18 protein-coding genes and 2 pseudogenes are annotated in these 19230 nt (G+C 67.2%); 10 read left to right on the top strand and 10 right to left on the bottom strand.

All coding sequences use genetic code 11. The features are described from left to right. Positions 1-9 precede the first annotated feature (9 nt). Both cydB and ABTX62_RS01545 read right to left on the bottom strand, forming a co-directional pair. Entirely contained in the window at positions 10-1014 is a 1005-nt protein-coding gene (gene cydB, locus ABTX62_RS01550; RefSeq protein ID WP_352114281.1) for a cytochrome d ubiquinol oxidase subunit II, read from the bottom strand. Between the two features lie 20 nt (positions 1015-1034). Next, the gene (locus ABTX62_RS01545) at positions 1035-2543 is read right to left on the bottom strand and encodes a cytochrome ubiquinol oxidase subunit I (protein ID WP_352114280.1); all 1509 of its coding nucleotides are present in this window, start codon (positions 2541-2543) and stop codon (positions 1035-1037) included. Positions 2544-2692: 149 nt separating this feature from the next. Between ABTX62_RS01545 and ABTX62_RS01540 the strand changes: the two genes are divergently transcribed. Continuing rightward, positions 2693-3085 (top strand): cyclophilin-like fold protein, encoded by a 393-nt coding sequence (locus ABTX62_RS01540; protein ID WP_352114279.1) that lies wholly within the window; start codon positions 2693-2695, stop codon positions 3083-3085. 14 nt (positions 3086-3099) lie between these two features. On the opposite strand, the gene hisC is transcribed toward ABTX62_RS01540, so the two are convergent. Next, positions 3100-4179 carry a histidinol-phosphate transaminase gene (hisC, locus tag ABTX62_RS01535; protein WP_352114278.1) on the bottom strand — a complete coding sequence of 360 codons (1080 nt, stop codon included), beginning with the start codon at positions 4177-4179 and terminating at the stop codon, positions 3100-3102. 431 nt (positions 4180-4610) lie between these two features. On the opposite strand from hisC, the gene ABTX62_RS01530 reads away from it, so the two are divergent. The 3 genes from ABTX62_RS01530 to ABTX62_RS01520 all read left to right on the top strand — a co-directional run bounded on the left by ABTX62_RS01530 (position 4611) and on the right by ABTX62_RS01520 (position 8186). Beyond that, positions 4611-5723, top strand: a complete 1113-nt coding sequence (locus ABTX62_RS01530; protein ID WP_352114277.1) for a LacI family DNA-binding transcriptional regulator — start codon at positions 4611-4613, stop codon at positions 5721-5723. Positions 5724-6048: 325 nt separating this feature from the next. Beyond that, positions 6049-7140, top strand: coding sequence for a metallophosphoesterase (locus ABTX62_RS01525; RefSeq protein WP_352114276.1), 1092 nt, complete (start codon positions 6049-6051; stop codon positions 7138-7140). A gap of 182 nt (positions 7141-7322) precedes the next feature. Then, positions 7323-8186, top strand: a complete 864-nt coding sequence (locus ABTX62_RS01520) for a hypothetical protein (protein WP_352114275.1) — start codon at positions 7323-7325, stop codon at positions 8184-8186. A 74-nt stretch (positions 8187-8260) separates the two neighbouring features. Here ABTX62_RS01520 and ABTX62_RS01515 read toward each other — a convergent pair. Next, positions 8261-8393, bottom strand: a pseudogene (locus ABTX62_RS01515) (thiamine biosynthesis protein ThiC); the annotation flags it as partial. A gap of 71 nt (positions 8394-8464) precedes the next feature. Here ABTX62_RS01515 and ABTX62_RS01510 point away from each other — a divergent pair. From ABTX62_RS01510 to ABTX62_RS01495, 4 genes and pseudogenes are all read left to right on the top strand, one after another. Beyond that, entirely contained in the window at positions 8465-8884 is a 420-nt protein-coding gene (locus tag ABTX62_RS01510) for a recombinase family protein (RefSeq protein ID WP_352114274.1), read from the top strand. 84 nt (positions 8885-8968) lie between these two features. Next, positions 8969-9223, top strand: a pseudogene (locus ABTX62_RS01505) (recombinase family protein); the annotation flags it as partial. A 35-nt stretch (positions 9224-9258) separates the two neighbouring features. Beyond that, positions 9259-10029 carry a recombinase zinc ribbon domain-containing protein gene (locus ABTX62_RS01500; protein WP_352114273.1) on the top strand — a complete coding sequence of 257 codons (771 nt, stop codon included), beginning with the start codon at positions 9259-9261 and terminating at the stop codon, positions 10027-10029. 38 nt (positions 10030-10067) lie between these two features. Further along, positions 10068-10676: an IS3 family transposase gene (locus tag ABTX62_RS01495; protein WP_352114413.1), complete on the top strand. Its 609-nt coding sequence runs from the start codon at positions 10068-10070 to the stop codon at positions 10674-10676. 595 nt (positions 10677-11271) lie between these two features. Here the strand turns inward: ABTX62_RS01495 and ABTX62_RS01490 are convergent. Both ABTX62_RS01490 and thiC read right to left on the bottom strand, forming a co-directional pair. Beyond that, positions 11272-11982, bottom strand: coding sequence for a hypothetical protein (locus ABTX62_RS01490; protein ID WP_352114272.1), 711 nt, complete (start codon positions 11980-11982; stop codon positions 11272-11274). Positions 11983-12297: 315 nt separating this feature from the next. After that, entirely contained in the window at positions 12298-14100 is a 1803-nt protein-coding gene (gene thiC / locus ABTX62_RS01485; protein ID WP_352114271.1) for a phosphomethylpyrimidine synthase ThiC, read from the bottom strand. A gap of 254 nt (positions 14101-14354) precedes the next feature. Between thiC and ABTX62_RS01480 the strand changes: the two genes are divergently transcribed. Continuing rightward, entirely contained in the window at positions 14355-16166 is a 1812-nt protein-coding gene (locus tag ABTX62_RS01480) for a YibE/F family protein (RefSeq protein WP_502997884.1), read from the top strand. Between the two features lie 339 nt (positions 16167-16505). On the opposite strand, the gene ABTX62_RS01475 is transcribed toward ABTX62_RS01480, so the two are convergent. The 4 genes from ABTX62_RS01475 to ABTX62_RS01460 all read right to left on the bottom strand — a co-directional run bounded on the left by ABTX62_RS01475 (position 16506) and on the right by ABTX62_RS01460 (position 18789). Continuing rightward, positions 16506-16940: an SsgA family sporulation/cell division regulator gene (locus ABTX62_RS01475; protein WP_031137704.1), complete on the bottom strand. Its 435-nt coding sequence runs from the start codon at positions 16938-16940 to the stop codon at positions 16506-16508. A gap of 98 nt (positions 16941-17038) precedes the next feature. Then, the gene (locus tag ABTX62_RS01470) at positions 17039-17773 is read right to left on the bottom strand and encodes an IclR family transcriptional regulator (protein WP_352114412.1); all 735 of its coding nucleotides are present in this window, start codon (positions 17771-17773) and stop codon (positions 17039-17041) included. Positions 17774-18093: 320 nt separating this feature from the next. Then, positions 18094-18306 (bottom strand): DUF5326 family protein, encoded by a 213-nt coding sequence (locus ABTX62_RS01465; protein WP_352114269.1) that lies wholly within the window; start codon positions 18304-18306, stop codon positions 18094-18096. A gap of 165 nt (positions 18307-18471) precedes the next feature. Then, complete coding sequence (locus ABTX62_RS01460) at positions 18472-18789, bottom strand: cupin domain-containing protein (RefSeq protein ID WP_352114268.1); 318 nt, start codon at positions 18787-18789, stop codon at positions 18472-18474. A gap of 60 nt (positions 18790-18849) precedes the next feature. Here ABTX62_RS01460 and ABTX62_RS01455 point away from each other — a divergent pair, with 60 nt between their 5' ends. Then, a complete protein-coding gene (locus ABTX62_RS01455) occupies positions 18850-19227 on the top strand; it encodes a phage holin family protein (RefSeq protein WP_352114267.1) in 378 nt (125 codons plus the stop codon). Positions 19228-19230 lie beyond the last annotated feature (3 nt).

The following is a 19230-nucleotide window of genomic DNA, read 5'->3' as shown; positions in this document are numbered from 1 at the left end:
AAACACACCTCAGTGCACGGTCTCGGCGATGTGCTGGGTACCGATCCGCTTGCGGAACACCCAGTACGTCCAGCCCTGGTAGAGCAGGACGATCGGGGTGGCGATCCCGGCACACCAGGTCATGATCTTCAGTGTGTACGGGCTGGACGAGGCGTTGGTGACCGTCAGGCTCCAGTCCGGGTTCAGCGTCGACGGCATGACGTTCGGGAACAGCGTCAGGAAGAGCATCGCCACCGTGGCCACGATGGTGAGCCCCGACAGGGCGAACGCCCAGCCCTCACGCCCGGCCCGTGCCGCGACCAGGGCCATGAGAAGCGATGCCACGGCCGCGACCATCGCGACGAACGACGCACCGTCACCCCGGTCGGCCTGCGTCCACAGCAGGAAGGCGAGCGCCAGCAGGACGGTGACCAGTCCGACGCGCAGCGCCAGCTTCCGCGCCCGCTCCCGGATCTCCCCGACGGTCTTGAGGCCGACGAACACCGTCCCGTGGAAGGTGAACAGCGCCAGCGTCACCAGACCGCCCAGCAGCGCGTAAGGGTTGAGCAGATCCAGGACGCCGCCGGCGTAGTTGAAGTCCTGTGCGATCTTCACGCCCCGCACGATGTTGCCGAAGGCCACACCCCACAGGAACGCGGGCAGCAGCGAGGTCCAGAAGATCGCCGTCTCCCAGTTGCGCTGCCAGTTCTCCTCGGGCCGCTTCACTCGGTACTCGAAGGCCACACCGCGGACGATCAGGCAGACCAGGATGAGCAGCAGGGGCAGGTAGAAGCCGGAGAAGAGCGTGGCGTACCACTCGGGGAAGGCGGCGAAGGTCGCGCCGCCCGCCGAGAGCAGCCACACCTCGTTGCCGTCCCAGACGGGGCCGATGGTGTTGATCAGCACCCGCTTCTCAGGCCGGTCGCGGGCGAGCAGCTTCGTGAGCACGCCGACCCCGAAGTCGAAGCCCTCCAGGAAGAAGTAGCCGGTCCACAGGACGGCGATCAGGACGAACCAGACGTCGTGCAGTTCCATGACTGTGCAGCTCCCTCGGCCTAGTACGAGAAGGCCATCGGCTTGTCGGCGTCACGGGAGTCGCCGCCGATCTTCGTGGGCGGGTTGAGGTCGGCTTCGGTGAGCTCCGGGGGGCCTGCCTTGACGTACTTGACCAGCAGCTTGACCTCGACGACGGCGAGGATCGCGTACAGCGTGGTGAAGACGACCATCGAGGTGATGACCTCGGCCTGGGAGACACCGGGGGAGACCGCGTCACGCGTCTGGAACAGGCCGTAGACGACCCAGGGCTGACGGCCCATCTCGGTGAAGATCCAGCCCCAGGAGCTGGCGATCAGCGGGAAGCCCAGGGTGAGGATCGCGATGCGCCAGTACCACTTGGTGAGGGTCGGACCGAGCGCCTTGTTCGGCAGCAGCACGAGATGCGGCACTTCGTCGTCGCCTACCCTCAGGTGCTGTGGCAGCAGGAACTTCTTGCGGGTCAGCCACAGACCGGCCAGGCCGATGGCGAACGACGTCATACCGAAGCCGATCATCCACCGGAAACCCCAGTAGGCGACGGGGATGTTGGGGCGGTAGTCGCCGGGCCCGTACTTCTCCTGCTCGGCCTTGTTGACGTCGTTGATGCCGGGCACGTACGAGGTGAAGTCGTCCTTCGCGAGGAAGGAGAGCAGGCCGGGGATCTCGATGGCGACCTTGTTGTGGCCCTTGTCGACGTCGCCGATGGCGAAGACCGAGAAGGGGGCCGGCTTCTCGCCGTCCCACAGCGCCTCGGCCGCGGCCATCTTCATCGGCTGCTGCTGGTACATGATCTTGCCGAGCACATCGCCGCTGATCGCGGTGAGGAGACCGCCGATGACGACGGTGACGAGGCCCAGCCGCAGCGACGTCTTCATCACCGGGACGTGCTTCTTGCGGACCAGGTGGAAGGCGGCGATGCCGACCATGAAGGCGCCGCCGGTCAGGACGGCCGCGGTGAGCGTGTGGAAGACCTGGGCGAGCGCGGTGTTCTGGGTGAGCACCAGCCAGAAGTCGGTGAGCTCGGCCCGGCCCTTCGCCTCGTTGATCCGGTAGCCGACCGGGTGCTGCATCCAGGAGTTGGCCGCGAGGATGAAGTACGCCGAGAGGATGGTGCCGATCGAGACCATCCATATACAGGCCAGGTGGATCTTCTTGGGCAGCTTGTCCCAGCCGAAGATCCACAGGCCGATGAAGGTCGACTCGAAGAAGAAGGCGATCAGGGCCTCGAAGGCCAGTGGCGCACCGAAGACGTCACCGACGAAACGGGAGTAGTCCGACCAGTTCATGCCGAACTGGAACTCCTGCACGATGCCGGTGACCACCCCCATCGCGATGTTGATCAAGAAGAGCTTGCCCCAGAACTTCGTCGCCTGGAGGTACTTCTCCTTCTCCGTCCGCACCCAGGCCGTCTGCAGACCGGCCGTGAGCGCGGCCAGCGAGATCGTCAGGGGGACGAACAGAAAGTGGTAGACGGTGGTGATGCCGAACTGCCATCGCGCCAGGGTCTCCGGCGCCAGAGCCAGGTCCACGTCGCCGCTCCTTACCTACGCTTGTGAAAGCGTTCACATTCACAAGCCATTATGCAGCACGCACTTTCGAGTACTGGAGGGGGTCCCCTGTCTCCCCCGTCACAGTCAACCCCTTGGCCGGAACTTCAACATATTGTTGAATCGGTGGCATGCAGACACCGGCATCGCTACGGATACGGATCTCCTGGCCGGCGGGGCATCTCACCGCCACCCTCGACGACTCCCCGACCAGCCAGGCCCTCGCCAAGGCACTGCCGCTCGTCTCCATCGCCCGCACCTGGGGCGAGGAGGTGTATTTCGACACGAGCCTGGCGGTTTCACGTGAAACAGGCGCCCAGGACGTCGTCGAACCGGGCACTGTCGCCTTCTGGACCGACGGTGCCGGCCTCGCCCTGCCGTACGGCCCCACGCCGATCTCACAGGGCGACGAGTGCCGCCTCGCGAGCCCGTGCAATGTCCTGGGCCGCCTCGACGGCGATCCCGGGCTGCTCGCGACCGTGCGGGACGGCGACCCCGTGCGTGCGGAACTCGTGGACGCCTGAACTGGCTCCGGGTCCTACAGCTCCTTACGGAACCCTTCCGCCACCTTCAGGAAGATGTCGTTCGCCTCGGCTTCCCCGACCGTCACCCGCACACCCTCGCCCGGGAACGGCCGGATGACCACCCCCGCCTGCTCACACACCTCCGCGAACGGGACCGTGCGCTCCCCCAGCCGCAGCCATACGAAGTTGGCCTGGGTCTCGGGCACCGTCCAGCCCTGAGAGCGCAGTCCGTCGACCACACGGGCGCGCTCACACACCAGCGAACCGACCCGGCCGAAGAGCTCGTCCTCGGCCCGCAGCGAGGCGATCGCCGCCTCCTGCGCGAGCTGGCTCACGCCGAACGGCACCGCCGTCTTGCGCAGCGCCGCGGCCACCGGCTCATGAGCGATGGCGAATCCGACGCGCAGGCCGGCGAGGCCGTACGCCTTGGAGAAGGTCCGCAGAACACAGACGTTGGGCCGCTCCCGGTAGAGCTCGACTCCGTCCGGCACCTCGGGGTCCCGGATGAACTCGCGGTAGGCCTCGTCGAGAACCACCAGCACGTCCCTCGGGACCCGGTCGAGGAAGCGCTCCAGCTCCGCCCGCCGCACCACCGTGCCGGTCGGGTTGTTGGGGTTGCAGACGAAGATCAGCCGCGTCCGGTCGGTGATCGCGTCGGCCATCGCGTCGAGGTCGTGCACATCCCCCGACGTCAGCGGCACCTGGACCGACGTCGCGCCGCTGATCTGCGTGATGATCGGGTACGCCTCGAAGGACCTCCAGGCGTAGATCACCTCGTCGCCCGGGCCGGAGGTGGCCTGGATCAGCTGCTGGGCGACGCCGACCGAACCGGTGCCGGTGGCCAGATGAGTGAGAGGCACACCGAACCGCTCGGACAGCTCGTTCATCAGCGCCGTGCAGGCCATGTCCGGGTAGCGGTTGAAGTTGCAGGCCGCCGCGGTCACGGACTCCATCACGCCGGGCAGCGGCGGGTAGGGGTTCTCGTTGGAGGACAGCTTGTAGGCCACCGGACCACCTGCCGCGGCGGGCTTGCCCGGCTTGTAGGTGGGGATTCCCTCCAGCTCGGCGCGCAGCTTGGGGCTCGTCTCGCTCACCGCAGTCCTCCTCGTGAAGACCGGCGGCCCATGACCGCCGCCGACATCCAATACTCCTCACCTTATGAGGATTCGGCGCGCCTGCGTATAGCCACGGCCGACCGGACGGCGTCGGCCTCCTCGGTCCCACCGGCATCAGGGGCATCGCCGCACCAAGGCGTACGAATCCGGGGGCGCGCCTCACATATATCTACGCGCCGGTGGTGCACGCCGTGGCGCGCATCCCCCGTGCAGGTGAGTTGAGACCTCTTCGCAACATCGGCCACGTGGCAGGCCCGTGTGGGCCACCACGTCACGTACTGCCATAGGAACCCTCAACGCCCTTGTCTTCCAAGGCAATTGACGTTAAATGATCATGCAGAAACGTGCCTGTCAACGCGTGCATATGCGTCCGCACTACCCCACCGCATGAGCCCTACTATCGGCTCGCCATGACAGCAGCAGGGAAGCACCAGGTGAGCCGCGCGGAAACCTCACGGCGAGGCAATCGGCCGGGTCGGGCCGGCATCAGAGACGTGGCCGCCGCCGCCGGAGTCTCGATCACGACCGTCTCCGACGCCCTCAACGGCAAGGGTCGGCTCCCGGACGCCACCCGGCGCCACGTCCGGGAAGTCGCCGACCGGCTCGGCTACCGGCCCTCGGCCGCCGCCCGGACCCTCCGTACCGGCAAGTCGGGCCTCATCGGTCTGACCGTGACCACATACGGGGATGAACCTTTCACCTTCACCGAGTTCGCGTACTTCGCCGAGATGGCGCGAGCCGCCACCTCCGCCGCGCTCGCCCGCGGCTACGCCCTCGTCATCCTGCCCGCGACCTCCCGCCATGACGTGTGGTCGAACGTCGCCCTGGACGGCACGGTCGTCATCGACCCCTCCGACCAGGACCCGGTCGTCAGCGAGCTCGTACGACAGGGCCTGCCGGTCGTCTCCGACGGGCGCCCTGCCGGTTCGCTGCCGGTCACGGCCTGGGTGGACAACGATCACGAGGCCGCCGTCCTCGGCATCCTCGACCACCTGGCCGACGCCGGCGCCCGCCGCATCGGCCTGCTGACCGGCACGACGACGGACACGTACACCCACCTGTCGACCACCGCGTACCTGCGCTGGTGCGAGCGCGTCGGCCAGGACCCGGTGTACGAGGCCTACCCCGCGCATGATCCGTGCGCGGGCGCCGTCGCCGCCGACCGGCTCCTCGCCCGGCCCGACCGGCCCGACGCGGTCTACGGGCTGTTCGACCCGAACGGCACCGACCTGCTCGCCGCCGCCCGCCGCTACGGCCTGCGCGTACCGGAAGACCTGTTGCTGGTCTGCTGCAGCGAGTCCACGGTGTACGCCAACACCGAACCGCCCATCACCACGCTCTCCCTGAAGCCGCGCCGCATCGGCACGGCGGTGGTGCAGCTCCTCATCGACGCCATCGAGGGATTGGAATCCGACCGTCCGGTGGAGCAGGTGATACCGACGGAGCTGATCGTGCGCACCTCGTCCCAGCGACGCCCGCCGCGCACGACGGTCAGCCCGCCGCGCTCACCCGAGGGAACCTAGGTCCAGCGGGGGGACGGCTCGCAGGGGGCGTCCGGCTGAGGGCCTCTCCCCGCAACGGGGGTAGAGGGAAGGTCCTCCTCCTGAGGAGAAACAGGGCCGGTCCCCCGGAGAGAAGGGATCGTTCTCGCGAAGAGAAGAAGAGCGAGGACGGTCACACGGTGGTCAAAGCCCGGCTCAATCGGGGCGAAAGCCGCGGTGAACTGGACGCTTGCCCTGATTCACCACCCCTGGGTCATCACATGACGCGATCCGCATTCCTATGATGGGCCCACGGCATCCGCGGGCCGCTACGACCAGGCAGTCCGATGCGGTGCAATGCGGCGCGATGGTGGAGGGGTCGATGACTCAGGGGGCCGGTCAGGGACCCGAAGTGGAGCGGACGGCGACGTTGCGCGACTTCCGGGTGCCCGCGTACGTCCACGAGACCGGTCCGTACGTCCCCAGCGCCCACCCCGGGGAGGTCGCCCCGCCGCCCGAGGAGACCTACCCCGAGGGATACACGCCGACCCAGCGCGACCTTCCCGTCATCAACCGGGGTGACACTGTCCAGGTGACCGTGGACCCCGAAACCACCGCCGCCCCGCAGGCCAGCACCGGGCAAGGCCCGCTGTACGTCGTGGGTGACGTGCACGGCTACCTCGACCAGCTGGTGTCGGCCCTCCAGGAGAAGGGCCTGCTCGACGCCTCCGGCAACTGGTGCGCGGGTACCGCCCGGCTGTGGTTCCTCGGTGACTTCACCGATCGCGGCCCGGACGGCATCGGCGTCATCGACCTGGTGATGCGGCTGTCCGCCGAGGCCGCCGCGGCCGGCGGCTACTGCAAGGCGCTCATGGGCAACCACGAGCTGCTGCTGCTGGGCGCGAAGCGGTTCGGCGACACCCCCGTCAACTCCGGCGCGGGCACCGCCACCTTCCAGGCGGCCTGGCTGCTCAACGGCGGCCAGAAGACCGACATGGACCGCCTCCAGGACCACCATCTGCAGTGGATGTCCCGTCTGGACGCCGTCGAGGAGGTCGACGGTCACCTGCTCGTCCACTCCGACACCACCGCCTACCTCGACTACGGCCGGTCCATCGAAGAGGTCAACGACACCGTCCGCGAGACGATCACCCGCAACGACGCGGACGAGGTCTGGGACCTGTTCCGCAAGTTCACCAAGCGGTTCTCCTTCCGCGACGAGGGGGGCGCGGAAGCCGTGCGCCGCCTGCTCGATACGTACGGGGGCACCCGGATCGTCCACGGCCACAGCCCGATCCCGTACCTGCTGGGCGAAGTCGGTGCCGAGGACGACGAGGACAACAGCGACCCGGTCATCGAGGGACCGCACGTCTACGCCGACGGACTCGCCATCGCGATGGACGGCGGCGTGACCATGGCCGGAAAGCTGCTGGTCCAGCAACTGCCGCTGGAAACGTGAACGTTCACCGGCAGGCGCCTCCGGCCGGAGGACCGGGCCGGTGAGGGGCCAATTTCGGTAAACCCCCTGTCACCGCATACCGTCACCGCTCTACCATCGGCTTATCCGTAGCAGGCTCCCCTCCGTTTCTGCCCGACGGCTCGTCAGCATGCCGAGCCCCAAGCCCTACGGAGCATCGGGGGATGCACATGAACAGCGTTCCGCAGCACCTGCTGAGCGAGGACCGCCAGGAATACGAGCGGGTCCTCGATGAGGCGCTGCGCTCCGCACCACACCGTCCCGACCTGGCCGCTGTCGGACAGCGGCTCAACCCCGAACAGCTGCGCACCATGGCGCTGAACGCCACCGCACTCATCACGGCCGCCGCGTCGGACGAGTACCAGCACTACGTCAAGGTCCGCGACGAGCTGCGGCAGCCGGCGTCGTCCGCTTCCCCGACCGTGCACGAGTCCGATTCCGCCGAGCCGGGCGCGGGCGCCTCGGGACTCGCCGTCGGCATGGCAGTCGCCGACGCCGCCGGCGCGGGCGCCGTCGCCGTCGTCGCCGTCCTCGCACCCGTCCTGGCCGGCACCGCGGCGGCGATCTTCCTGCTCGTCGGCTACCTCCTGCAGATACTCGACCCCGAGCAGGGGTTTGCCCGGACCATGCTCACCACGGGCTGGGTGTTCGGCGCCCTGACCGCGGCCGCGATCCTCGTCGCCGCGGTGGGACTGCTGCTCACCGCCCTGCGCAACAAGCCCACGGCCGAAAGCGGGCTGTACGGCGAATTGCAGGGGGAGGTGGCACAGGCCAGAGCGGCCTGGCACGAGGCGCTGCTGGAACGCGGAATCCTGCCCTTCCTGCGCGAAGCACTCCTCGACCCGGGCGCGACCGCCGCACTGCACCCCATGCCCTCGTCCACCCCGGTCAGTCGCATGCCGCACCTCGGCTACGACCGCCCGGGGTTCACCAGCCCGGACGACGGCGACCGCGGCTCGCGCCCCAGCTTCAGCAGTCCGGACTACTCCAGCCCGGACTTCGGCGGCCCGGAGCACCAGCCGGAGTAGCCGTCGGATCCCGTCCGAGTAGGCGCCTCCCACAGGCCGGGGGACCATCGGCCCCCGGGCCTGTGCGCGGCCGGTCAGTCCGCGATCGGCAGGTACACGCGGTTCCCGCTCGCCGCGAACTCCTTCGACTTCAGGGCCATGCCCTCCTCGAATCTCGGTCCGTGTGCCGCCGTGTTCACGGCGGATGTCCTGCGGGATCTTCATGGTGTAGAGCATTACTAGAACCTCCACATGCGCTACGGTCCCCAGCAGCCCGGACATGGACCGAGGGGGAACAGGTGGGCAAGCGCGAGGAGTTGGTCAGCAAGCTGCGAGGTACGCCCGAGGGACTGCCGTCCGTCGAGGAAGTACGCGCCATGCTGGCTTCCGACCCGGAGCTGAAGTGCGTCGTCTGCTACGCACGGATCTCGTTCGACGGCCGGGTGAAGCACGCCCACGGCGTCGAGGACCAGCACCGGGACATGACCGAGACCGCCCGAAGGTTCGGCTGGCTCGTCGTCTACCGCTACACGGACAACGACAAGAGCGCGAGCAAGGAGAACATCGTTCGCGATGACTTCGAGCAGCTGCTCGCCGATCTCGCCGCCGGGACGACGCCGGACGGCTACCCGATCCACGGCGTCATGGTGGTCAACGACGACCGGCTGTACCGGCGCCCGAGTGACTGGGAGCGGTACCTGAAGGCGTTCACCACGTAGGAAGGACGCGTCTACCACGACTCGAACGGCATCCAGGACCTCTACGCCGAAGGCTTCGAGATCAAAGGGCTTCTAGGGGTCGCCATGTCCCTCAGCGAGACGAGGAAGAAGGAGCGCAGGAGCCGGAACAGCCACCGCAGCCGGGCGATCCGTGGGCAGTCGGTAGCTGCATGGCGCCCCTTCGGATGGGAGGACGACAAGGTCTCCTTGCGCCCGGACGAGGCAGAAGCCATCCGTCAGGCAGTGAAGGACCTGATCGCGGGTGCCTCCATCTCCGAGATCACGCGCCGGTGGAAGGAGGCCGGGTTCATCACGAGTCGCGGGAACCCCTTCCAGTACCAGACCGTCAAGCAGGTCCTGGTGAACGCGCGGCTGTGTGGATACGCGAGATCAAGGGCGAACTTGTCCGTGACGGCGATGATCAGCCCATCGTGGGCGAATGGGAGCCGATCATCACTCCGAAGGAGTGGTTCGCGGTCACGGCCAAGATCAGGGAACGTGGCCGCGGAACCGGGATGCCGCGCGGCGGCCTGGTCCACAAGTACCTGCTCACCGGCATCCTGCGGTGCGGCCACGCGCTGGAGGACGGCACGGTCTGCAACAACAAGATGATCGGCATCAAGGCGAACGACTGGCTCAAGTACCGGCACGCCTACATGTGCAAGAAGACCGTGGACGGCGGCTGCAACAAGACCTACAAGCGTGGCGACAAGACGGACAAGGTCATCGAGGAACTGGTCATCGCCAAGTTGGAGCGCGATGCGGCCAGCAAGGCCCAGGACGTACCTGACTGGGACAAAGCCGATGCCCTGGAGCGAGCCGTCAGGAGCCGCAACGAGCTGGAGCGGCGTTGGCACGACGACGAGGACACGGACATCGACGATGAGACGTTCTTCCGTAATCTCCCGGTCCTCGAACGGCGGATCAAGGAGCTTCGTGCGGACCAGCGTGCGCACGAAGCACGGAAGGCGGACGCCGAGGAGGCCCAGGAGGACGTCAGGAACTCGTGGAAGTCGAAGACCCTCACGCAGAAGCGCGAGGCGATCAAGAAGGTTCTGAGCGCCGTGATCGCAGTGCCGGGCGGCAAGGGCAACAAGACATTCGACCCTGACCTTCTCAAGCCTGTGTGGCGGACTTCCGAATGAGCTGAAGTCTGAAATTAGCGGATCATGCGTGAGCGCGGATCACCGGGGTCACCCGGCGCAAGCACCGGTCGCTGACGCGTCCGGCGAAGAGGGCGGTGCCTGCCACGGACCTGATCGGCCGCGACTTCACGGCCGACGCGCCGGGCCGGAAACTGGTCGGGGACATCACCTTCATCTCCACCGGCGAGGGCTGGCTGTTACTGGCGACCTGGCTGGACCTGGCCACCCGCGAGATCGTCGGCTACTCGATGGCCGACCACCACCGCGCATCCCTGGTCGTCAACGCTCTGACGATGGCCGCCGGACGCGACCGGCTCGATTCCGGCTGCATCGTGCACTCGGACCGCGGAGCGGAGTACACCTCCGGCGAACTTTGCCGCGAGATAATCCGGTTGGGGCTACGGCAGAGCATGGGCCGAACCGGCTCGTGCTATGACAATGCTGCCGCCGAGAGCTTCTTCGCGCTGCTCAAGGCAGAGATCACCACCCGCCGTTGGCCCGACCGGACCACCGCCCGCGCGGAAATCTTCGCCTTCATCGAGACCTTCTACAACCGAAAACGACTGCGGAAGCACCCGGTCTGGGGGTACCTCACCCCGCTGGAGATCCGACAGCGACACGAGCAAGAACACGCCCTCGCAGCGTAAGCAACGAGTGTCCAGCATCACGGGGAAAGTTCAACGTGGGTGCGAGCGTGGACTGCGGGGCGTTTCGGTAAACACCGGGACGCCCCGCAGTCGCACTCGCGCCCCTACTGTCCGGCTGTAAGGGACCAGCGGACTGTCGAGGGAGCCGCAATCTTAATAGAAGACGAATGGCGGTCGCGTTTCAGGTCTATTTGATTGTAAGTGGTGCTGGCTTTCCCTTCGGCACATTCCAAGGGGAAGGTTATGCCCTGGGGCGTCAGCGAGACGGTCAGGGTTCCCTTTCCCTCGCATGTCACCATGACGGCCAGCGGATCCCCGGCAACAAGCTTCTCTAGGGGCAGAGTGCTGTTTCCCAAGCGGTTCTCTGCCCGAGCAAGCACATGCCCATCAGGGAGCTTCGGCGCTTTCGACGCAGATCCGCCTGATGCAGGTTCTTCATGACTCGTGGTCTCAGGGCCCGGGCTTCGCGCCGTGGAAGAGGTCGGTGACGGCGCGCTCGTCGGTTCTTCCTCCGAGCATCCCACTGCGCCTGCGGCGATCAGAATGATGCCCGCGAGTGAAACCACTCGACGTCGGTTTCCGCGTGCGGCCAGCCCTAGCGCTCCCATACGTGCCAACCCACGTACCAGGGCGTGTAACTGGTGACGGTCTTCTTCGCGGACGTCTGGCAGTTGCTGTAGATCGTGTAGCTGGTGCCGGTGTTCTTCATGCGCCATACCCCGTACTTGCCGAAGGAGGTCTTCTTCGGGGGCGTCTTGACCTCGATCCAGTTTCCGATCTTGGCGTTCATCTTCAGGGAGAGCTCGACACCGTACTTCGCCTCGATCTCGCCAACCATGGCCTTCACGGACGTCTTGAGCTCACCGCTGATAGCCACGCCTGCTTCTCCGCCTGCCTCGGCGATGAACTTCGAGGTGGCAGTGCGAGAACCCTGGTTGTAGTTGGACTGGGTAGGTCCGATTCCCTTGATTTTCCTCCCCTTGTTCCCGGTGGGTCGGTAGATGTTCTGTGTCGGCCCGCAGTGCTCCGCAGGCGGAACTCCGGCAGAAGGCTTTCCTCCGGGGAGCGGCTCTTGGGGAACATCAGGCGCCTTGTCGACGTCTTCCGCCGAGACCTCCGTTACGTCCTCCTCCTCAGGAGTCGGCGGCCCCGGCTGGAGGACCGTGTCATCGGCCGGCGTGGTTGCCTGGCTGGTTTCGGTACCCGTCGGCAGTGAGCTGTCGGCAGCGGCCTGGGTGGTCAGCCCGGCCAGCATTGCCATGGTCGCGGCGGAGACTGCGAAGCCTCTCCTCGCGGTGATGCGCACGTATGTACCCCGTTTCATGTATCGCTCGTCTGAGCGGTCAACTGGGAGTGATCTTGCGATCACCACACCGCTTATGTGACCGGCCAGTAGGAATGTTGAGCGAAACATGAGGTTGCGAGTCTCCGAGCGCGATGGTTGGCCAAGGCTGCAGCACAGGCGTTCCGAGCACTGGGGGTCATGCAGCGCTGACTACAACGCTGCACTTGCGGCCAGTAGTACACGGTGTCAGCGAGGGCCAGAACCAAGCTGCGGTTCCGGCCCGTCGCTTCGCAGTAGGAGTACTTCCCGCGAGTCGTTGACTCCAGCGCTTCAGGCTCAGTCGGCGATCGGCAGGTACACCCGATTGCCTGCCTCAGCGAACTCCTTCGACTTCTGGAGCATCCCCTCAGCGATCTCCTCGGACGAGGCCCCCTCAGCCGCTGCCCCACCGAACCGCTCTGTGATGCTTTGGCTAATCTTCATGCTGCAAAACTTGGGACCGCACATCGAGCAGAAGTGGGCCGTCTTGGCCGGTTCTGCGGGCAGGGTCTCGTCGTGGAACTCCCGTGCCGTGTCCGGGTCGAGGGCCAGGTTGAACTGGTCCTCCCACCGGAACTCGAAACGGGCGTCGGACAGCGCGTCGTCCCACTCCTGCGCACCCGGGTGTCCCTTGGCGAGGTCGGCTGCGTGGGCGGCGATCTTGTAGGTGATGACGCCGGTCTTCACGTCATCGCGGTTCGGCAGGCCCAGGTGCTCCTTGGGCGTGACGTAACAGAGCATCGCCGTGCCCCACCAGGCGATCATCGCGGCACCGATGCCGGAGGTGATGTGGTCGTACGCCGGGGCGACGTCCGTGGTCAGCGGGCCGAGCGTATAGAACGGAGCTTCATCGCAGATCTCCTGCTGAAGGTCGATGTTCTCCTTGATCTTGTGCATCGGGACATGGCCCGGGCCCTCGATCATGGTCTGCACGTGGAAACGCTTCGCGACCTGGTTGAGTTCCCCGAGCGTGCGCAACTCCGCGAACTGCGCCTCGTCGTTGGCGTCCGCGATCGATCCGGGCCTGAGACCGTCGCCGAGCGAGTACGTGACGTCGTACGCGGCGAGGATGTCGCAGAGCTCCTCGAAGTTGTCGTACAGGAACGACTCCTTGTGGTGCGCGAGGCACCAGGCGGCCATGATCGAGCCGCCGCGGGAGACGATGCCGGTCTTGCGGTTCGCCGTCAGCGGCACGTACGCCAGGCGCACGCCCGCGTGGACCGTCATGTAGTCCACACCCTGCTCGGCCTGTTCGATGACCGTGTCCTTGTAGATCTCCCAGGTCAGCTCCTCGGCCCGGCCGTCGACCTTCTCCAGAGCCTGGTAGAGCGGCACGGTGCCGATCGGGACGGGGGAGTTGCGCAGCACCCACTCGCGCGTGGTGTGGATGTTGCGGCCGGTGGACAGGTCCATGACCGTGTCGGCGCCCCAGCGGGTCGCCCAGGTCATCTTCTCGACCTCCTCCTCGATGGAGGACGTCACGGCCGAGTTGCCGATGTTGGCGTTGACCTTCACCAGGAACCGCTTGCCGATGATCATCGGCTCGATCTCCGGGTGATTCACGTTGGCCGGCAGCACGGCCCGGCCCGCGGCGATCTCGTCCCGCACGACCTCCGGCGCCACGTTCTCCCGGATGGCCACGTACTCCATCTCGGGCGTGATCTCGCCGCGACGGGCGTACGCGAGCTGTGTGACCGCCTGCCCCTCCCTGCCCCGGCGGGGCTGACGCGGCCGACCGGGGAAGACTGCGTCCAGGTTGCGGAGGCCGCCGCGGGGCGAGGTGTGCTTGATGCCGTCGTCCTCGGGACGGACAGGACGGCCCGCGTACTCCTCGGTGTCGCCGCGGGCGATGATCCAGTTCTCGCGCAGCGGCGACAGGCCCCTGCGGACATCGGTGTCGACGAGTGGATCGGTGTACGGGCCCGACGTGTCGTACAGCGTGACCGACTGGCCGTTGGTGAGGTGCACCTGACGGACCGGCACGCGCAGGTCTGGGCGAGAGCCCTCGACATACGCCTTGTGCCAGCCGATGGACTTCCCGGCCCCCTCGGACTTCTCGTCCTGAATGGAGGCAGGCGTGCGTGCGTCCTTGCTGGTCATGAGACCTACTCCCTACGCCGGCATTACCCGGTAACAGGTTCGGCGGTCGACGCAGCGGCTTCCGTCCGGCGACGTTCCGTGTGAAACATCACTCGACTCCGGCGATGTTTCATGTGAAACATCGCTGGGACGGAGGTCAGCGCCCTCTCAGCCCGGTGCTCCGAGCTCCCGCGTGTACAAAAGGTGCCTCCACGCTAGCGGCAATTCTGGCGCGGTGAACAGAGGGCCCCCCTCGTTCTTGCGATGATCGGTCGGTGACCACGACGCAGCGACCCCCCTACCCTCCGCCCGAACCGCCCCGCGGATCCGGCGCCGGAAACGGCAACGGCCGTGGTGACGGCCATGACAGCACCGCCGGGGCCCGGCAGGAGCAGGCTCAGAGACAGGGCCCTGGGTCTGGCTACGGGCGCGGCGGGAGCTACGGTTCCGGAGGCGGCGGTGCGCGTGGTTCCGGCTCGGGCGGTGGACACAGCTCTGGCTTCGGCGGCGGATACCGATCGGACTCCGGCGATGAGTACGGCTCGGGCTCCGGAGGCGGATACGACTCGGGTCCGGGCGGGCCGTACGGTTCTCGTTCCGGCGGAGAGTTCGGGCCGGGCGCCGGTGGCGGCCCTGGTGCCGGTCCTTCCGGTGGCGGCCACGGTGGCCCCACCGGCGGGCAGGACTCCGGTTCTGGCGGCGGGCGCGGTTCCGGGTCCGGCAGAGGTGACGGGCACGGCCACGGCGGGGGCGACGGACCCGGCCCCGGCTCCGCACCGGGTGGCGGCCACGGTCATTCCCATAGTCACAATCACGGCCCGGCGACGCCCGTTTCCCTGCATCTGCGCAAGGTCATCGCGGCGGTCCTGATCCCGTTCGCCGTAGCGGTGCTGGTCGGTCTCGCCGTGTTGTGGCCGGGCGGCGCCCCGCCGCACGAGCGCACCGGCGTCGGCTTCGACCGGCAGACGCAGGAGGCCACGGTCACCAAGGTGGTCGAGGTGAGCTGCCAGGAGGCCGGCGCCTCGGGCGTTCCGCCGACCGGTGACACCTCCACCGCGGAGGGTTCCTCGGCGGTGCAGCAGGAGAAGGGCACCTGTAAGAGGGCCACGATCCGGGTGGACAGCGGCAACGACAAGGGCCGTACGTTCACCGAGATCGTCCAGCCGGACCAGTCCCGCCAGTTGCACGAGGGCCAGGAGGTCGTGGTCGCCTACGAGCCCTCTGCGCCGGAGGACCTCCAGTACTCGGTCACCGACATCAACCGCCGTCTGCCCTTGGGGCTGCTCGCGGGCATCTTCGCGCTCGCCGTCGTGGTCGTCGGGCGGTTGCGAGGTGTCATGGCCCTGGTGGCGCTGGCCATGAGCTTCCTGGTGCTGAACTTCTTCATCCTGCCGGCGATCCTGCAGGGCTCGAATCCCTTGATCGTGGCGGTGGTGGGTGCGAGCGCCATCATGCTCATCGCCCTGTATCTGTGTCACGGCCTGTCCGCCCGGACGTCCGTGGCGGTGCTCGGCACGCTCATCTCCCTGGTGCTCATCGGCATCCTGGGCTCGGTGTTCATCGACTGGGCCGCGCTCACCGGCAACACCGACGACAACACCGGGCTCATCCACGGCCTCTATCCGACGATCGACATGAGTGGTCTGCTGCTGGCCGGCGTCATCATCGGCTCGCTGGGCGTACTCGACGACGTGACGGTCACCCAGACCTCGGCGGTCTGGGAACTGCATGACGCCAACCCGTCGATGGGCTGGCGCGGGCTCTACCGCGCGGGCATCCGGATCGGCCGTGACCACATCGCCTCGGTCGTCAACACGCTCGTCCTCGCCTACGCGGGCGCGGCGCTGCCGTTGCTGCTGCTGTTCTCGATCGCGCAGAGCAGTGTGGGGACGGTCGCCAACAGCGAGCTGGTGGCGGAGGAGATCGTGCGCACGCTGATCGGTTCGATCGGCCTGGTCGCCTCGGTGCCGGTCACCACGGCCCTGGCGGCGCTGGTGGTCTCGGCCGACCGCCCCGGAGCGGTGCCCGCCGCAGAAGCCGCAGCGGTCCCGGCGCGCGGGGGGAAGGGCCGGCGCCGGAAGCGCTGACGCCTCCGCGCCTGCCGTAGGTGGCCTGAGCCTGAGTCCTGCGCAAGCCTTGAACAGTGGTGGGGAAGACACCCACGCTCAGGCCCCGTGCCGGGCTCTTGGTGTCGGGGCACCTGGGGCCCAGGGTGCCTCGGGCTCGGCCGCTTACCCGCGCCTCCAGCGGTTCAGCCGCATCCCACGCTTCCGGCGCCTGAGCCGCCTGCATCATCTCCGGCGGCGGAAGAGTCCGCCTGCCGCGAGAAGATCGCCCGGTCATACGACCATCGCAGGAAGAAGCGTTCCTGCACAGCTCGGCGGCATCCGGTGAAGCGTTCCTCCACCGTGCCGCCGGGCCATGTCTCAACCAGCGCCCTGCTCCGCCAGGATGCGGTCCAGGGCCTCGTCCAAGTGAGCGTCGAAGTCGGCGAGCGACCCCTCCTGGCCCAGCGGCACCAACTTGTCCGTACGGTCGAGGAAAGCGACGAGCGGTGCCGTCGACGACCGGAACAAGGCCTGGTCGCTGCCCACCTGAAGCCTGATCAACACCTCGCCCAGCGTGTCGGGTTCGACGGGCGTGACCCGCACATCGCCCTCCCCGCACGGTCGGCCGACGCCGTCGATCAACAACTCCCGCCCAAAGGCCCACGTCACGGGGGCATCGCCGGGCAAATGGAACGTCAGCCGGACGGCATAGGGATCACTGGACTCATAGCGCAGCTCCACCGGAATGCGGAAGGAGAGCTCCTCGGACACAAGAAAGCTCATCATGACCTCTGCTTGCACGGACTCGCGCATCGATAACCCCGTCATTCGCCGTGACTGGCCGGGAACGAACCTCTGACACCTGATGGAATCTTGCTTAACGTACACAGCAGATCACAAGGAGTGAGTTTTCACATACTGATAGAGAGGGCGAGCGAGCCGAGCGAGCGCCCGATCTCGGCCTGCAGCTGCCGGGCCGCGGGCAGCAACCGATCGGCCTGGTGTGCGGGGAGTGAAATGGCCATCGTCGCTGCCGTGGTGCCGAGCGTGAGCGGGATCGCGGCGCAGACCGCGCCCAGGGCGTACTCCTGACGCTCGATCACCGGTTCCATGCGCCGGATGCGTTCCAGACGCCTCAGCAGGCTGTGGTTGTCGCGCACGGTGTACGGCGTGAGCGGCTGTACCCGGTAGCGGTCGAGGTGGTCACGCCGTGCGTCCTCGTCCAGCTGGGACAACAGGCACTGCCCGACGGCGTGCGCGTGCCCGGTCTCCCGGAAGTCGGCCCACTCCTCGACGGCCGGATTGTTCGGGGTGTCGGAGACGCACATGACCTCGATCTCGCCCTCGCGGTACACCGCGTAGTAGACGGGCACGCCGAGGACGTCCCGCCAGTGCGCGAGTGCGTCGACCACCGTGCTGCGACGTTTCTGCCGCGCTCCGCTGCTGCTCAGCCGCTCCGCCGCCTCACCGAGGAAGAACAGGCCCTTGTCCCGGCGCAGATAGCCCTCGTGCACGAGCGTGCGCAGCAGGTGATAGGTCGTCGGCAGCGCCAGCCCCGTCTCACGGGCCAGTTGCTTGGCGGGGGCGCCGTACTCGTGCACGGCGACGGTCTCCAGCAGGCGCATCGCGCGCTGCACGGACCCGATGAGGGTCGGCGCAGGGGCGGGTGCGGAGAGGGCCGGTGGCCCGGGAGGTGCCGCCGAGCGTGGTTGTGCGGGGACGGTGTGGAGGTGGACGGGTGCGGTGTCAGCCGGGACCAAGGGTCTCTCCCGAAGCGCGAGGGGGGCAGACCGTGCGGAGGAACACGGGTGGGGTGAATGCCGCTCGCGGGGAAGTCCCCGCGTCGAGTTCCGGACTCTATTCGTCTGCCACCGCGTGCAGACGGCCCCGCCGGGAAACTTCCCCCGCCCGAGGGAACCGGTGATTCCAGGTGTTTCCCGCTACCCCCACCGGTTTCCCACCGGTCTCACCAGTCGTTGCGCGACGAGGAGCTCGATGTGAACTTCCGTACGACGTAGATCAGTCCCCCGACCAGTGCCACGAAGACCAACACCTTGAAGAGCAGTCCGATGACGAACCCGACCACGCTGGCGATCAGTCCGCCGAACACGACCAGGGCGATGACCGGCACCGCGATCCACTTCACCCACCACGGCAGTCCCGTGAAGATCTCTCGCATAGCCCTCGTCCTTGCCTCTCCGCCCGTTCGAGTGCCGGGTCCGGTCGTTCTTACTGGATCTCTGACGTCCTGCACTCGATGCTAGGTCCGGGGAGGGGTCGAACGGGGGCCTCGCACCCCTTGTCCTCCCCTGACCGATCCCCTAGGGAACCCTGAGGCGGTCCGTCACCGCTCGGGCGGAGAGAAGACCACCAGCACCCTCAGGTCCTCGGTGATGTGGTGGAACCTGTGGGTCACGCCCGCCGGCACGTAGATCACGCTACCGCGCGCCACCTGGGTCGTCTCCAGGCCGACGGTGATCGCGGCCCGGCCGCTCACAACGAAGTAGACCTCGTCCTGATGGTGCGGCTTCTGTGGATCCTGCGCGCCCGCGTCGAGGGCGTACAGGCCGACCGACATGTTCTGCTCCCGCAGAAACTGCAGGTAGGCACCGTTGTTGGCGGCGCGCTCCGCCTCCAGTTCATCCAGCCGGAATGCCTTCATCGCCTTGCCCGCCCCTGCCTCTTGTGCCCATGTCCGATCACGTCTGCCACGATCAGACACATGATGAATTTCGTAGTCAAGACGATCGCCAACGCGGGTGCCCTGGCAGTCGCCGTATGGCTGCTCGACAAAATCACCCTGACCGGTGACAGCACGGGCAAGAAGGTCGGCACCCTGATCATCGTGGCACTGCTCTTCGGCCTGGTGAACTTCCTCGTCAAGCCGGTCGTCAAGCTCCTCAGCCTTCCGCTGCTGATACTGACGCTCGGGCTGTTCACCCTCGTCGTGAACGCGCTGATGTTGCTGCTCACCTCGTGGTTGGCGGACACGCTCGACCTGAGCTTCCACGTGGAGGGCTTCTGGACGGCCGTCCTGGGCGGTCTGATCATCTCGGTCGTCTCCTGGGCCCTGCACGTCGTCCTGCCCGACCGGGACTGAGCA

The sequence above is a fragment of the Streptomyces sp. NPDC096046 genome (assembly GCF_040303285.1).
In the GTDB taxonomy this organism is placed as follows: domain Bacteria; phylum Actinomycetota; class Actinomycetes; order Streptomycetales; family Streptomycetaceae; genus Streptomyces.
This window is presented reverse-complemented; position numbering and strand designations above follow the sequence as displayed.